15 protein-coding genes are annotated in these 14,346 nt (G+C 30.8%); 4 read left to right on the top strand and 11 right to left on the bottom strand.

Translation table 11 applies throughout. From position 1 onward, the window contains the following. Window positions 1–155 precede the first annotated feature (155 nt). From B0A81_RS06385 to B0A81_RS06370, 4 genes are all read left to right on the top strand, one after another. Window positions 156–647: a hypothetical protein gene (locus tag B0A81_RS06385; RefSeq protein WP_233207178.1), complete on the top strand. Its 492-nt coding sequence runs from the start codon at window positions 156–158 to the stop codon at window positions 645–647. Window positions 648–678: 31 nt separating this feature from the next. Next, window positions 679–1,470, top strand: coding sequence for a sensor histidine kinase (locus tag B0A81_RS06380; protein WP_089057249.1), 792 nt, complete (start codon window positions 679–681; stop codon window positions 1,468–1,470). Between the two features lie 110 nt (window positions 1,471–1,580). Then, window positions 1,581–2,246 carry a response regulator transcription factor gene (locus tag B0A81_RS06375; protein ID WP_089057248.1) on the top strand — a complete coding sequence of 222 codons (666 nt, stop codon included), beginning with the start codon at window positions 1,581–1,583 and terminating at the stop codon, window positions 2,244–2,246. A gap of 336 nt (window positions 2,247–2,582) precedes the next feature. Further along, complete coding sequence (locus tag B0A81_RS06370) at window positions 2,583–3,842, top strand: asparagine synthetase B (protein WP_089057247.1); 1,260 nt, start codon at window positions 2,583–2,585, stop codon at window positions 3,840–3,842. Here the strand turns inward: B0A81_RS06370 and B0A81_RS06365 are convergent. The 11 genes from B0A81_RS06365 to thrS all read right to left on the bottom strand — a co-directional run bounded on the left by B0A81_RS06365 (window position 3,839) and on the right by thrS (window position 13,875). Continuing rightward, entirely contained in the window at window positions 3,839–4,642 is an 804-nt protein-coding gene (locus tag B0A81_RS06365; RefSeq protein WP_089057246.1) for an endonuclease/exonuclease/phosphatase family protein, read from the bottom strand. The two genes, B0A81_RS06370 and B0A81_RS06365, sit on opposite strands and share 4 nt — an antisense overlap. An 89-nt stretch (window positions 4,643–4,731) precedes the next feature. After that, complete coding sequence (locus B0A81_RS06360; protein WP_089057245.1) at window positions 4,732–4,962, bottom strand: hypothetical protein; 231 nt, start codon at window positions 4,960–4,962, stop codon at window positions 4,732–4,734. A gap of 80 nt (window positions 4,963–5,042) precedes the next feature. Continuing rightward, window positions 5,043–5,711, bottom strand: a complete 669-nt coding sequence (locus tag B0A81_RS06355) for a DNA-binding transcriptional response regulator (protein ID WP_089057244.1) — start codon at window positions 5,709–5,711, stop codon at window positions 5,043–5,045. A gap of 11 nt (window positions 5,712–5,722) precedes the next feature. After that, the gene (locus B0A81_RS06350; RefSeq protein WP_208861307.1) at window positions 5,723–7,435 is read right to left on the bottom strand and encodes an ATP-binding protein; all 1,713 of its coding nucleotides are present in this window, start codon (window positions 7,433–7,435) and stop codon (window positions 5,723–5,725) included. Window positions 7,436–7,494: 59 nt separating this feature from the next. After that, a complete protein-coding gene (locus tag B0A81_RS06345; RefSeq protein WP_089057242.1) occupies window positions 7,495–9,216 on the bottom strand; it encodes a tetratricopeptide repeat-containing sensor histidine kinase in 1,722 nt (573 codons plus the stop codon). A gap of 168 nt (window positions 9,217–9,384) precedes the next feature. Continuing rightward, window positions 9,385–9,819, bottom strand: a complete 435-nt coding sequence (locus B0A81_RS06340; RefSeq protein WP_089057241.1) for a carboxymuconolactone decarboxylase family protein — start codon at window positions 9,817–9,819, stop codon at window positions 9,385–9,387. Between the two features lie 77 nt (window positions 9,820–9,896). After that, window positions 9,897–10,469: a Crp/Fnr family transcriptional regulator gene (locus B0A81_RS06335; protein ID WP_089057240.1), complete on the bottom strand. Its 573-nt coding sequence runs from the start codon at window positions 10,467–10,469 to the stop codon at window positions 9,897–9,899. 125 nt (window positions 10,470–10,594) lie between these two features. Further along, window positions 10,595–10,939 (bottom strand): 50S ribosomal protein L20, encoded by a 345-nt coding sequence (gene rplT / locus B0A81_RS06330; protein ID WP_008464948.1) that lies wholly within the window; start codon window positions 10,937–10,939, stop codon window positions 10,595–10,597. A 101-nt stretch (window positions 10,940–11,040) separates the two neighbouring features. Continuing rightward, window positions 11,041–11,238 (bottom strand): 50S ribosomal protein L35, encoded by a 198-nt coding sequence (rpmI, locus tag B0A81_RS06325; protein ID WP_007810722.1) that lies wholly within the window; start codon window positions 11,236–11,238, stop codon window positions 11,041–11,043. 116 nt (window positions 11,239–11,354) lie between these two features. After that, window positions 11,355–11,906 (bottom strand): translation initiation factor IF-3, encoded by a 552-nt coding sequence (gene infC, locus B0A81_RS06320; protein ID WP_089054229.1) that lies wholly within the window; start codon window positions 11,904–11,906, stop codon window positions 11,355–11,357. Between the two features lie 22 nt (window positions 11,907–11,928). Next, window positions 11,929–13,875 carry a threonine--tRNA ligase gene (gene thrS / locus B0A81_RS06315; protein ID WP_089057239.1) on the bottom strand — a complete coding sequence of 649 codons (1,947 nt, stop codon included), beginning with the start codon at window positions 13,873–13,875 and terminating at the stop codon, window positions 11,929–11,931. Window positions 13,876–14,346 lie beyond the last annotated feature (471 nt).

Here is a 14,346-nt window from a genome sequence, read left to right as displayed (position 1 = left end):
AAAAAAACTACAAAGTGGATGATTTTTTAATTTATTCAGCTTATTTGATTTTATTATTAAATCTTATATTATATTCATATAGCTTTTTCCGAAAGGAAAAAGCTAATGTTTTTTTTGTTTCTTATTTAGCATTTTCATTTTTGCTGCAAATCTATATGGAGATTATTTATTTCCTAAGAGGGAATAATTTGCTTGCTATTAATATATTCTTTGTAGGACAAATGATATTATTAGGGTTATTTTATAATTCATTAATGCACATAAAAGCACAAAAGTTATTTGTAAAAACTAGTTTGATAATTGCTTTATTGGTTTTAGGAGTACAATTTATTATGGATCCAAATCAATTTTTTAAATTTAATTTATTCGAAATCACATTAACATCCTTGCTGATTGTTGTTTTTGCTCTAATTCATTTCTATAATATGCTTACAGATAATAAAGAATACTATTATATCAGCATTGGCATTGTTTTTTATTTGCTAACCAGTACAGTACTGTTTTTGGTAGGTAATCTTTCGCCCGAATTAAGTTTAGATCTAAAATATATAACATGGATGTTGAATGCTTTTTTAATCGTAGTTTATCAGCTTTTTATTTTATACGATTGGATTAAAAGCAATCCAAAAAAAGGTTCATTAGTTTAATTGAAAAACTTGCGATAAAGATTAACTTAATATGAGAACGAACTCAATTCCTGAAAAAGAACTTGTTGCCATAATTTTATATATTTCACTTTTCTTTATAATTGTTGCAGTTGTGTTGATTATATTCTTTTACTTCTCTAGAAAGAAAATTATTCAAAAAGAAATTGAAAATAAAAATCTAGAAATTCAACATCAAAAAGACCAGCTGCATGCAATAATTGTTACTCAAGAAGAAGAACGAAAACGAATTGCTCAGGATTTACATGACGATATTAGTTCTAAGCTGAATATAGTTTCACTAAATAGTCATTTGCTTACTTCTCCAAATTTAACTGAACAGGAGATAAGCGAAATAACTGATAATATAATTTCACTTACAGCAAAGGCACTCGAGAATTCTAGAAAAATAGCGCATAATTTATTGCCTCCAGTTTTTGAAAAGTTTGGACTTAATGCAGGAGTTGAAGAATTATGTGAAGAATTTGAAAGTGGAAAATCGGTGCAGACGCATTATGAAAACGAGATTGATTTTGACGAGAATGATATTGATCGTCACTTGCATGTTTTTAGAATTCTTCAAGAGTTAATGAATAATTCTGTTCGTCATGGAAAAGCTGCTGAAATTTGGATTAGCTTTAAGTTAGTTGATGAAACTCCAACTTGTTTTTATGAAGACAATGGAGTAGGGTTTGACAGCAAGAATGCCGAAAATCAAAAGGGACTTGGTTGGAAAAATATCGATTCTCGAATATCTTTCTTGAACGGAACAATTAAATTAAAGTCTGAAATTGGTAAAGGATTTGCTGTTGTTTTTACTTTTTAGTTGAGGAGAGTGTTTTAAAACTATATTTTAACCAATTTAATAGGCGTTTAGAGCTTTTTTTGGTTCAAATTTTGTAATTTCGGGAAACCAAATGACCAAAAACAGAAAAAATGAATCCCGTTATAAAAATTGCTTTAGTCGATGACGAAGTTTTGTTTCGAAAAGGAATAGCTTTTTTATTGCAAAGAGAAGCTAATATTGAAATTGTTTTTGAATCCTCAAATGGCGAAGAATTAATTTCAAAGCTGGAAGAGAATGATAATACACCAGATATTATCATCATGGATTTGAAAATGCCTGTTTTAAATGGTGTTGAAGCAACAAAAATTATTCGAAAATCTTTCCCTCAAATAAAAATTATTGCACTTACGAGTTATGACTCTAAATCATTCATTGCAAATATGATTCAGGTTGGAGCTGTTGCTTATTTAATTAAAAATACTACTCCAAAAGATTTAATTAAAACCATTAATGAAGTTTATGCAAAAGGATTTTATTATAACGAAAGTGTTCTAAAAACAATTCAAGAAACAATTGTTTCTTCGAAAAATTCTAAAGGAAGTTTAGAAACGAGTTTTCTTTCACCTCGTGAAATTGAAATTCTTCAGCTTATTTGTCAGCAAAAAACAACTACAGAAATTGCAGAGCATCTTTTTTTAAGTCCGAGAACGGTAGAAGGGCATCGCAACAATTTACTGCTAAAAACAGAATCTAGAAATATTGCTGGTTTAGTAGTATACGCTATTCAAAACGAAATCGCAGTTTTGACCCTATAAATTTAGCTGGTTAAAAAATGAATTGATAATACGTAATATAGTATTATTGTAAATACAAGTAAACAAAGACCTATTTTTTGTATTACATTAAGTCCTTTTGGTTGGTTGTTACTATCATTAAACTTCATGGCTATGGTTTTACATTGATTAGTTTGATGATTTGGGATTTCAAATGTAAGTAGTTTTTTCATTTAAAGAGTACGTGTTTATACGTGTTTTTCTATTACTGTAATTCATTTATGTATATTGATTTTTAACGTTTTATTTAATTATAAAACATTTATATCTTTTGTGTTTTTGCACGTATCCTTATATCTTTACTAAAATAATTTTCTGATGAAAAAAAACTTCCTATATATATTTATTGTGCTGTTGTCATTTCAAGCTAAAGCTTCATTTATACTGCTTCCAATGGATGAAACCACTCAGCAGAATCACTTAAAAGCATACGGGATTACATATTGGTGTTTAAGTAAAGATTATAAAGCAAGCTGGCTGCTTAATTATCGAGGTGGTTCATTTTTATTGCCTGATGCGGAGGAAATTAGGAAAGAATGTAAAATTAGAGGCGTAAGTTTTGAGATACTTTCTGATAGTGAAGAGGCTTCTCTACTAAATGATATTTCCAGTCCATCTCAAAATATGGAATCGGTTATTCTTGAAAAAGCACCAAAAATTGCAGTTTATACTCCAAAAGGGAAACAACCATGGGATGACGCTGTAACGCTGGTTTTGACTTATGCCGAAATTCCATTTACACCAATTTATGATGAAGAAGTTTTAAGTGATCAATTATTGCTTTATGATTGGCTTCATTTGCATCATGAGGATTTTACCGGGCAATATGGAAAATTTTATACTGCTTATAAAAATACACCATGGTATATTGAACAAAAGAAAGATGCCGAAGCCTTAGCGGCGAAACTTGGTTATCCTAAAGTTTCAGTAGAAAAAGGAGCAGTTGCAAAAAAAATTAGAGATTTTGTAATTGGCGGCGGCTTTATGTTTGCAATGTGTTCAGCTACTGATAGTTTTGATATTGCTCTTGCCGCTGACGGAGTTGATATTTGTGAAACCATGTTTGATGGAGATCCAAGTGAATCTAATTATCAATCAAAATTAAATTACGGGAATTCATTTGCATTCAAAAACTTCATTTTGGAACGAAGACCAGAAGTTTATGAGTTTTCTGATATTGATATGACATCAGTACGGCGAGTTCCTATGGATAAAGATTATTTTACTTTAATGGAATTTTCGGCAAAGTGGGATCCAATTCCTAGTATGTTATGCCAGAATCATACCCAATTGGTAAAAGGTTTTATGGGACAGACAACTTCGTTTAATGAAACTTTGGTAAAATCAAATGTTCTGGTTATGGGAACTTGTGAAATAAATGGTGAAGCCAGGTACATTCATGGTGAAAAAGGAAAAGGAATGTTTACTTTTTTTGGAGGTCACGATCCTGAAGATTACCAGCATCAAGTTGGTGATCCACCTACAGTTTTAGATTTACATCCGAATTCTCCGGGGTATCGTTTAATTTTAAACAATGTTTTATTTCCTGCCGCAAAAAAGAAAAAACTAAAAACTTAATTGAGTGAAAATTCGAACCAAATCGGAATATGATCTGATATTTTTCTTGCTTCTTGAAGAGAATCGAATTTTTTGTAAAACAAAATTACTCCTGATCGAGTATTTTTAAATTTCGCTGTACTGTAGAAAATATTATCAAATTCAGACGCTAAACATTCGTCATGTTTGCATTTTTGTTTTAAAGTGGTTTTTTGCTTTTGCAATATGGGTGAGTATCCAGCCTTTTTTAGCGGATTGAAAACGGTATGTGATTCAGGACAATTAAAATCGCCTGCAAAAACTAAGTTTAAATTTGGATATTCTTGAGGTAGAAATTTAAAATACTTAATTTCAGTTTCAGGTTGTTTCTTTTTTGTAATTGCATGATAATTAACAAGAGTTACTGTTTTTTTATCAATTTCAAATGTTGCAAAATAAGGCTCTCGGTCAATCTCAAGTGAATATTTTTTTTCAAGCCAAGGCTTTCCTTTTAGTTTAGCTTTGCTGGTTTTCCAAAGAAAAGCATAACGTTCTGTTTTGTAACTTGTACCGCTGGTTGGTTCACTAATGGTATAATCCCATTTTGAGCCTTTTTCATTTAATAATTGTGATAGTTTAGCAACAGTTTGTGCACCGCCATATCCTGCAACAATTTCTTGAATTGCAATAATGTCATAATCTTGAACGGTAGAAGCGATGAAATTTAAGCTGGATGGAGTTTTTGATTTGCCGAAATTTTCCAAATTCCAAGAAAGAAATTTGGTTTGAGAAAATGATTGCGCTGTAAATAGTAAGAGAACGTATATTATAATGTTTTTCATCTGCTTATATAAAAGATCAAATATAAGCAATTGAGTTTTTCTCTTACTTTTAATAACTTCAATTTAGATATTATTTTGTTCTAATAAGCTTAGTGTTTTTTATATCTGTTTTTCAATGCAGTTCCAATAATAATTATTTGTAAAACAAGAAGCGCAGGAATAAAGACAATTTTCCAATCAACTTCAAGCCATCCTGTTTTCTCAGAAACTAGAGCAAAAGTCAGGGAAAGAAATAAGCACAAGATCATAGTTTTCATAATAATTTTATTATTGGTTGTATTTATTTTTGCAAATAAATTGAATTTGTATTTTGGTTTCATTGGGTAGATTCGTAGGTTATAGCAAACTTATGTCTATAAAAATGCATTTCCTTACGGGAATCCGTAAAAGAATAGGAAAATTAAACTAGTCCAAAATCTTTCGCAATAGCAATTAAATGTACATTGTTGTTTGCTTTGAAATAAATTTTTAATTTATTTATTCGTTTTTCAATACTGCTCGTTCCATTAGGAGTTATTGCATTTACTTTAAACTCATTTGAAATACTTTCTAATATATGACCTTGAGCTAGAAGTTTTAGAATTGAAATATCATAAGACTCAATTTCTATCAACGATTTGTCATTAAAACTAAAGTTTAAATCTGATGATAGTATTTTTTCTTCATCGTTATACGTTTTTTCAATAGCGTTTCTTAATTCATGAATACTGTTTCTTCCTTTCGAAACATAAGCATTAATTCCTAAATCATTAAAAAGAGTTTTAATTCGGTAAGGTTTGTCTTCTATCGAGAATACAATTTTTTTTATATTAGGTTGTATTGTATTAATTGCCTCTATAAGATCATCTCCACTTTCTAAAATAGTTTCGCGATGATCTATTTTAAAAGATAAATCCGTAATTAGCAAATCATATGGTTCTTTATCTTTTAAACCTTTCTTTATTTTTAATAATCCGTCATCACAGTATTTTACATGATGAATTGTGGGTATCTGTAAATCTTCAAGCGCCTGAATAACCGCTATACTTATACTGTCTAGATCTTCTGCAACTAAAACTTTTTTAAACATAATACTTTACTTTATAAAGGGAAAGTGAAATTTATCTTGAAACCTTTTTCTAGATTATGGTCAAAATTAATAGTTCCATTTATTGTTTTAATACGGTTTTCCACATTTTGCAGCGTATTTTTTAAAATTGTTTTTTCGTTTTCAGTTTCAACCCTGTTATCACTATAGGTAACAGTGATATTTTTTTGGATTATTTTGAAGGAAACTATTACTAGAGAAACATTACTGCTGCTTTTCATGATTTGAAATAACTCTTGTAAAATGCGATAAACAATTATTTTTTTATTTCTATCGATTTTGGCCCAATTAATATCATTCAAGCCATTTGTTAAAATACTTATTTGAGATGTTTTAAAACCTGAAATCATTTCTTTAAGACCAGATTCATATTTCTCATTTGTCTCTATAATGCTATTTTCTCTCGAAATCGTACGTGTTTGAGAATAAATTTTTTCAAGATTGTTCAATAGTTTGTTTTTATTTTCGACAGTTTCTAGGTCGGTTTCTTTAACATAAGACAAAGTATTGTAGACTTGAAGAGCAAGTTTGTTATGTAATTTTCTTGAAATTCTTTTTTCACTTTCAAACACAGCTTCTTTTTTTTCTTTTTTTCCCTTTAGAGATAAGTAAAATACTAGAATTACAAAAAATCCTATTATGAAAACAATTATAATATACGAAATGATGTTCCGATTTTTGTGTCGTTCTAATTGCAGTTCATTTTCTGTTTTTTCTGCTTTGAGTTGTAAATTTTGCTCTTTATCTACTTTAGATTCATATCTCATTGTGGAAAATTGATTTTTATTCATTTTCCCTGCTTTTGTTATACTGTCTGTAAGATGAATGTACTTTTTGATATGTTTTTTTAGTTCATTTCCTTCGCTTGATTCTATTGCGACAGATAAGCTGCGAACAATTTCCGTTACAGATTTCATCTTTGTAGCTGTTTTTAATGCTTCTGTGGCATATTTTTTTGCTAACTGAGGATCTTTTTTTTGAAAATATGTAGAAAGATGACGATAGCTGTTCACTAAACCTTCACTGCTTTTTGGGTGTAAACGAATTTCCAGAGCCTTGTAATAACATTTTAGAGCTTCATCATATCTCTTTTTTTGGTAGTAACAATAGCCTAAGTTATCAAGAATAAAAGAGTAGTTGTTGTAGTCTATGTCTTTATCTTTTGAAGCATTTATGTTGGATGTGAGAATTTCATATATTGTTATTGCTTCATCATATCTCTTTTGGCTTTTATAAGAAGCAGCAATATTATTTAAGGAAACTCTTTTTCGCCATGAAGTTGTTTTTAATTTTAAAGATTTTTTAAAGTAAAGTTCTGCATTGGCAAAATTATACGTACTGAGGTAATTTAGCCCTTGAATATTATAGATTAACCAGGAGTATCTGGGGTTTTTAATTAGCTTTAGATAAGGCATTGCTTTTGTTGCTGCTATCTCACTGGCAATAAAGTTAGAACTTGAATATTGAAGATGCGCAATAGAGTATAATGCATCAACATAATCAACTGTGTTTATTTCCGGATCACAAAGTTTAATAGCTTTATTATACGTAAAAATAGCAATCTCTCTATTGTCATTATCAAAATAAAAATCTGCTTGATCTATAAGTTTTTTTATTTCTACGGAGTTATCTTTTTTCTTTTCTATTAGAGGGATATCAATTTTATCAGATTGATAAATACATGCCGTTGCTAATAATAATGACAAAAATAGGAGTGTGTATTTAAAGAATAGTTTATTCTTTAAGTGTTTAAATTTGGCCATAATTAAACTGGTATTTGTAATAAGACTTTAAACCCTTTGTCTAAAGTCGAATTAAAATGAATTCCTCCTTTTACCTCAATTATCCTGCTCTCGATATTATAAAGTCCGTTTTTAAAAGATAGAGTATTTAGATCAACACCTTTTCCATTATCAGTATAAGCGATTATAATTTTTTTATCCGTTTTTTTAAATGTAATACCAACTAATGAAGCGTTACTATGTTTTTTCATGTTTACAAGTAATTCTTGTAAGACACGATAAATTGTTGTTTTTTTATTTTTTTTAACCTCATTCCACGAAATAGTTTCTATTCCGTTTAGTAAAAGGTTTGTATTTGGAGTATTGAATTCAGCAATCATTTCTTTTAAAAAGAAAACAAATTGTTCTGATGCTATAATTGGACTATTCTCTTTTGAAATATCGCTTGTTCTTGCGTGTATAACATCTAAATTTTTTATTAATTGTTCTTTGTTTTCTATGTTAGAAAGGTTTTTATTTTCAACAAATACCATAGTATGGTAAATGTCATTTGCTAACTCGTCATGCAGTTTTTTAGCAATTCTTGTTTCGCTTTTATAAGTTGCTTCAATTTTTTCTTTATTTGCTTTAGATGTTAAATGAAAGTACAGCGCTAATATTAAGCTTAGACTTAATATAATAATGATGTAAGAAATGATATTTTGATTTTTTTGTCTTTCTAGAAGCAGTTCGTTTTCAATTTTATTGGTCTTCAGTTTTAGGTTTTCATCCCTCTCTTTTTTTGAGTCATATTTAATTCGAGCAAATTGATTTTTTGCTTTGTGTTGTATTTCATTTAGACTATCATTAAATTTAGTATATAAAAGAGAGTATTTTTTCAATTCGTTGTTTGTAGAATTGTTTATTAGTAATTTTAGAGCAGACATTCTGCCTTCTGAATAATTTTTGAGAGCTGAGTTTTTATAACTAAGTTGTGCATATTTTTTTGATAACGAAGGATTTTTTGTTTCATAAAATTCGGCCAAATGCAGATGAATCTTAGTGCTAGAAAGATAATCTTTTGTTTCGTCCGCTGTTTTTAATGCTCTAGTAAAGTATGAAAGTGCGCGGTCGTCTCCAATTTTGAAATAGCAAAAACCTATATTGTCTAGTATTTTTATAAAATTTTCTCGATTTTCAAGAATTTCTTTTTTGTCAGTTAAAGAAATGAAAATTTTTAAAGCTTCATTGTATTTGCCTTGTTTTAATAAAACCAGTGCTATATTGTTTTGTGTGCTTAATTTTCTCCCTTCGCTTGTATTTAAACTTAATGCTTTTTTATAGTAGGATAAAGCATTGTTGTAATCATAAGTATGCAGATAATTGGTGCCTAATTCTATATAAGTGTTCCAAATGTATTTGGGATTTTTTATGTGCTTAAGGTAAGGCAAAGCTTCCGTAAGAGTTGATTCGCTGCCAGTATTGTCTCCTTGCGATCTTTGGATTTCAGCCATAGAATTTAATGTACTGACAAAGATTTCAGTTTCAGTTTTTGGGTTGCAAATAAATTTTGCTTTATTATAGTAAAAAAAGGCACTGTCAAAATTTTGATTATCATAGAAACGATCTCCTAATGCAATTAGTTTTTCAGTTTTTTCCTTAGTATTATTAGTAACAGCTTTAGAAGATTCTTGTTTTTGACACGAAAATAAAATAATAAATATTAGAATTATGTAAAGGGATATTATCTTGTATTTTTGTTTCATGCGCCAAAAATAAAAAAAATAAATCCCCTTGAAAGAGTATATATACGGTATTTTTAAAACTTAGAATAAAACTAATTTTCTATTTCTCATTTGCAATCATATACAAAAAGGCCCTCAAGACAGAGGGCTTTTGGCTATTATAATTTTGCAGGATTTATCTTTGTAAAACTAGACAGCTCTTAATCCTGTTGTAATTGCTAATCTATTCCAAGAGTTAATTGTGATGATTGCAAGAATAATTTCAGCTAAGTATTTTTCCTCAAATAAGTTCGCCGCATTTTGATACACTTCATCCGAAACATGATTTCCAATTAAGGTTACAGCTTCAGTTAAAGCTAAAATTGCTTTTTCTTCTTCAGTGTAAACATCAGCTTCGCGCCAAGCACTGGTTAGATAGATACGTTGTTCAGTTTCACCTTGTTTTCTTGCATCTGCAGTATGCATATTAATACAAAATGCACAGCCATTTATTTGTGATGCACGAATTTTGATTAGCTCTTTATGAGTTGATGTTAATGAAGTCGTTGAGATGTATTTTTCTAAATTCATTAATGCTTGATATGCTTGCGGGGCAACTTCTGGGATAAGGATTCTTGATTTCATTTTATATGTTTTAAAGTTCAATACAAAGGTCAGCAATGAATGCTTTAAAAAACTTGAACTACTTCAAGAAATTTGGTTTATACTTTTCCCGCCCTTATTTTACTCATGAATTCAGCTGAAAAATCTAGGTAGGAGGCAAGCATATACTGAGGAACACGTTGTACAAAATCAGGGTTTAGATTATTGAAATGATGGTATCTCTCTTCCGCCGACATTGTAAATAGAAATTTAATTCTCATTTGTGCAGCTCCAAATGATTTTTGAGAAACGATTCGAAAGTATCGTTCTAACTTCGGAATTTCGATTAATAGTAATTCTAAAGTGCTTTTTTCAATAGCAATTAGTTCACTGTTTTCAACTGTCTGGATGTAGAAGTGTGATGGGGTAGTGTTGTGATAACTCAAATAATCAGTGATCCACCAATTTTCAATTGCAAATTGCAAAGTTTGTTCCGTACCTTTTGAGTTAATTATGTATTGCCTTGCACAGCCCTTTATTATAAAATATAGTGTATTGCAAACTTGTCCTTCTTGTAATAGATGTTCTTTCTTTTTTATTTTCGAGAGTTTCAAGCATGATTCAAGGGTGTCAATTTCTGAAGGCTCAAGTGTTACAAATTTCTGTATGTGGTCAAAAAGAGGAGTAAACATTTTGTGGTTGTTTTTTAAAAGAGTCTTAAAGGTAAAGCAGATTGTTGTAAAAACAAAAAACCATCCGAATTAACGAATGGTTTCTTTATGATAAGTAAGTAATCTAAATTGAGTTTATAAAACGTTTATTTTACTTTATTAAGTATTGCTTTGAAAGCTTCTGGGTGGTTCATAGCTAAATCAGCAAGAACTTTACGGTTCAATTCGATTCCGTTAGCTTTAACTTTCCCCATGAATTGAGAATAAGACATTCCTTCTAATCTAGCTCCAGCGTTAATACGTTGAATCCATAATGAACGGAAATTTCTTTTGTTCTGTTTTCTGTCACGGTAAGCATAGCTCATTGCTTTCTCTACCGCGTTCTTAGCAACTGTCCAAACGTTTTTACGTCTACCAAAGAAACCTTTGGCTTGCTTCATTATTTTTTTTCTTCTTGCTCTTTTAGCAACTGAATTTACCGATCTTGGCATAATTTTAATGTGTTTTTGTAGCAGGCGTCCTGAATTAAATCAAAGGAACTTCAAAGCCATACTCCAAGGTTATATAAATAATTTTTTAACCTAAAGAATTATTAGATAATTCTTAATTGTTGTTTGATGCTTTTCATATCTGTTGAGTGAACTAGCGCTGAGTGTGTCAAAGCTAATTTACGTTTTTTAGATTTTTTAGTCAAGATGTGACTTTTAAAAGCATGCTTTCTTTTAATCTTTCCAGAACCAGTAACTTTAAAACGTTTCTTAGCGCTAGATTTAGTTTTCATTTTAGGCATTTTTCCTAGTGTTTTAATTTATTCTTACTTACTTATATCTTGAGTCAGAAAGTTCAAAAGTCAAAAGTCAAAAGTCAGTTTAAGACTTTCGACTTTAAGACTTTCGACTTTAAGACTTATTTCTTTTTCTTAGGAGCAATGAACATAATCATTCTCTTTCCTTCAAGAACTGGCATAGCTTCAACTTTACCATGTTCTTCTAGATCCGTAGCCAAACGTAATAATAAAATTTGTCCTTGATCTTTATAGATGATTGAACGTCCTTTAAAGAAAACGAATGCTTTTAACTTAGAACCTTCTTTTAAGAACTTCTCAGCATTCTTTCTTTTAAATTCATAATCATGCTCATCTGTTTGAGGACCAAAACGAATTTCCTTTACAACAACTTGTGAAGACTTAGCTTTTAATGCTTTATCACGTTTCTTTTGTTCGTAAACAAATTTCTTGTAATCCATGATTTTACAAACCGGCGGCTCAGCATTTGGCGAAATTTCAACCAAATCCAATTCGAACTGATCTGCTAGACGTAAAGCTTCTGCAAGCTTAAATACACCTGGTTCGATGTTTTCGCCTACTAACCTTACTTCTTGTACACCACGAATATTATTGTTTATTCTGTGTGCATCTTTTTTTTCTACTCGAGGTTGAAAACCTCTGTTACTTTTTATTGCTATGACTTTATAATTTAAGTTAAACTGTAAATACTTTTAGTGTCTTTTTTATTTCTTCGTCTACTATAGAAGCAAATTCTTCAATAGAAACTGTAATATTACCTTTTCCTTCTTGTCCATGGCGACGTATAGAAATTGTACCGTTTTTCTCTTCTTCCTCGCCCACAATCAGCATAAACGGGATTTTTTGCATTTCTGCATCTCTAATTTTCTTACCGATAGTTTCATTTCGGTTGTCAATTAGGGCGCGAATTTCGTGATTTTCTAGCAAATCTAAAACTTTTTTAGCATAATTTTCGTATTTCTCGCTCAAAGACAAGATAATAGCCTGTTCTGGCATAAGCCAAAGCGGGAAATTTCCTGCAGTGTGCTCTAGTAAAATTGCTATAAAACGTTCCATAGATCCAAAAGGAGCTCGGTGAATCATAACTGGGCGATGTAATTCATTATCAGCACCTTTGTATGTTAAATCAAAACGTTCTGGCAGGTTGTAATCTACCTGAATAGTTCCTAATTGCCATTGTCTTCCTAAGGCATCTTTAACCATAAAGTCAAGCTTAGGTCCGTAGAATGCAGCTTCACCATATTCAACAACAGTATTTAATCCTTTGTCTGCAGCAGCATTGATGATAGCGTTTTCTGCTTTTTCCCAGTTTTCATCTGTACCAATGTACTTCTCTCTATTTTCTTGGTCTCTCAAAGAAATCTGAGCAGTAAAGTTTTCAAAACCTAACGAACCAAATACATATAATACTAAGTCAATTACTTTTTTGAACTCTTCATCCAATTGTTCCGGAGTACAGAAAATATGTGCATCATCCTGAGTAAAACCTCTTACGCGAGTTAAACCATGTAATTCACCAGATTGTTCATATCTATATACTGTACCAAATTCAGCATAACGCTTTGGTAAGTCTTTGTATGACCATGGTCTAACATTGTAAATCTCGCAGTGGTGAGGGCAGTTCATTGGTTTTAATAGAAATTCTTCACCTTCTGCTGGAGTATGAATTGGTTGAAAACTATCAGCTCCGTATTTAGCGTAGTGACCAGAAGTAACATAAAGTTCTTTTTGACCAATATGCGGACTTACAACTTGCTCGTAACCTGCTTTCTTTTGAGCTTTCTTTAAAAATTGCTCTAAACGTTCTCTTAGTGCTGCGCCTTTTGGTAACCATAAAGGTAAACCTTGACCAACCTTTTGTGAGAAAGCAAATAATTCTAATTCCTTTCCTAGTTTACGATGATCACGACGTTTCGCTTCTTCAAGAAGTTCAAGATACTCTGTTAAATCTTTTTGCTTAGGGAAAGAAGTTCCGTAAACACGAGTTAATTGCTTGTTTTTTTCGTCACCTCTCCAATAAGCACCAGCAACACTCATCACTTTCATGGCTTTGATAATTCCAGTATTCGGAATGTGGCCTCCACGACATAAATCAGTAAAAGTAGAATGATCGCAAAAAGTAATAGTTCCGTCTTCAAGATTAGAGATTAATTCAGTCTTGTAAACGTTATCTTTGTACATTTCTAATGCATCAGCTTTACTAACTGGGCGCATTTTAAATTCGTGTTTTCCTCTTGAAATTTCAAGAACACGATCTTCGATCTTTTTAAAATCAGCCTCGGAGATCTTTTGATCTTCAAAATCTACATCATAATAAAATCCATTAGCAATTGCAGGTCCAAGAGTTAGTTTAATTCCAGGGTACAATTCCTCAAGAGCTTGGGCCATTACGTGTGAAGTCGAATGCCAGAAAGCTTTTTTTCCCTCAGCATCATTCCAAGTATATAATATAAGATTACCATCCGTCGTTAATGGAGTCTCGGTTTCAATAGTTGTACCATTAAAAGATGCAGAAATCACATTTCGTGCAAAACCTTCGCTAATGTTTTTAGCGACCTCCATTGGAGTTACGCCTTGAGCGAACTCTCTAATTGACCCATCGGGTAAAGTAATCTTGATCATTGTTTATAATTTTGTGAATGCAAATATAAGTGATTACAAAAATACATACAATATATATATGTATAAGATTGCTATTATATATAAGTAAGGTGTAGTGTTGTGTTTTGTAAATTGAAAATGCTGCTATACTATATAGGAGTAAAAAAAAAGGATAGAAGTCAAAAGATATTGAGGTTTTGTATTTTTTGGCAGCTTTTTCCCGCTGTTCGTTTCAATCTTTTATTTTGAACCTCAAAATAAAAGGATTTCCACTTCTATCGGGGCTGGAGAATGAGCTGTTAAAGGAAATAAGAGGAGGAAAAGAAGAAATAAGTTCTTTTAAAGAGCAAATAAGCTTTAAAAAGAGATTGTAAATCTTAGATTCTTCACTACAGAATAAGAAAAACGCTGAAAACTCTGCAAAAGCAGGGGGCTTAAAAGCGTGGAAAATAAAGAAACGACACTGTAATGGAGAAAACCCTTACAATAGAT

Source organism: Flavobacterium plurextorum, from assembly GCF_002217395.1.
Classification (GTDB): domain Bacteria; phylum Bacteroidota; class Bacteroidia; order Flavobacteriales; family Flavobacteriaceae; genus Flavobacterium; species Flavobacterium plurextorum.
The sequence above is the reverse complement of the archived record's forward strand: the minus strand, read 5'-3'. Positions and strand labels throughout refer to the sequence as shown.

What these genes read in the sequence shown, in the direction of transcription:
- B0A81_RS06385 (WP_233207178.1), top strand. Translation starts at nt 156, where the DNA reads ATGGAGATTATTTATTTCCTAAGAGGGAATAATTTGCTTGCTATTAAT.
- B0A81_RS06380 (WP_089057249.1), top strand. Translation starts at nt 679, where the DNA reads ATGAGAACGAACTCAATTCCTGAAAAAGAACTTGTTGCCATAATTTTA.
- B0A81_RS06375 (WP_089057248.1), top strand. Translation starts at nt 1,581, where the DNA reads ATGAATCCCGTTATAAAAATTGCTTTAGTCGATGACGAAGTTTTGTTT.
- B0A81_RS06370 (WP_089057247.1), top strand. Translation starts at nt 2,583, where the DNA reads ATGAAAAAAAACTTCCTATATATATTTATTGTGCTGTTGTCATTTCAA.
- B0A81_RS06365 (WP_089057246.1), bottom strand. Translation starts at nt 4,642, where the DNA reads ATGAAAAACATTATAATATACGTTCTCTTACTATTTACAGCGCAATCA.
- B0A81_RS06360 (WP_089057245.1), bottom strand. Translation starts at nt 4,962, where the DNA reads ATGAAACCAAAATACAAATTCAATTTATTTGCAAAAATAAATACAACC.
- B0A81_RS06355 (WP_089057244.1), bottom strand. Translation starts at nt 5,711, where the DNA reads ATGTTTAAAAAAGTTTTAGTTGCAGAAGATCTAGACAGTATAAGTATA.
- B0A81_RS06345 (WP_089057242.1), bottom strand. Translation starts at nt 9,216, where the DNA reads ATGAAACAAAAATACAAGATAATATCCCTTTACATAATTCTAATATTT.
- B0A81_RS06340 (WP_089057241.1), bottom strand. Translation starts at nt 9,819, where the DNA reads ATGAAATCAAGAATCCTTATCCCAGAAGTTGCCCCGCAAGCATATCAA.
- B0A81_RS06335 (WP_089057240.1), bottom strand. Translation starts at nt 10,469, where the DNA reads ATGTTTACTCCTCTTTTTGACCACATACAGAAATTTGTAACACTTGAG.
- rplT (WP_008464948.1), bottom strand. Translation starts at nt 10,939, where the DNA reads ATGCCAAGATCGGTAAATTCAGTTGCTAAAAGAGCAAGAAGAAAAAAA.
- rpmI (WP_007810722.1), bottom strand. Translation starts at nt 11,238, where the DNA reads ATGCCTAAAATGAAAACTAAATCTAGCGCTAAGAAACGTTTTAAAGTT.
- thrS (WP_089057239.1), bottom strand. Translation starts at nt 13,875, where the DNA reads ATGATCAAGATTACTTTACCCGATGGGTCAATTAGAGAGTTCGCTCAA.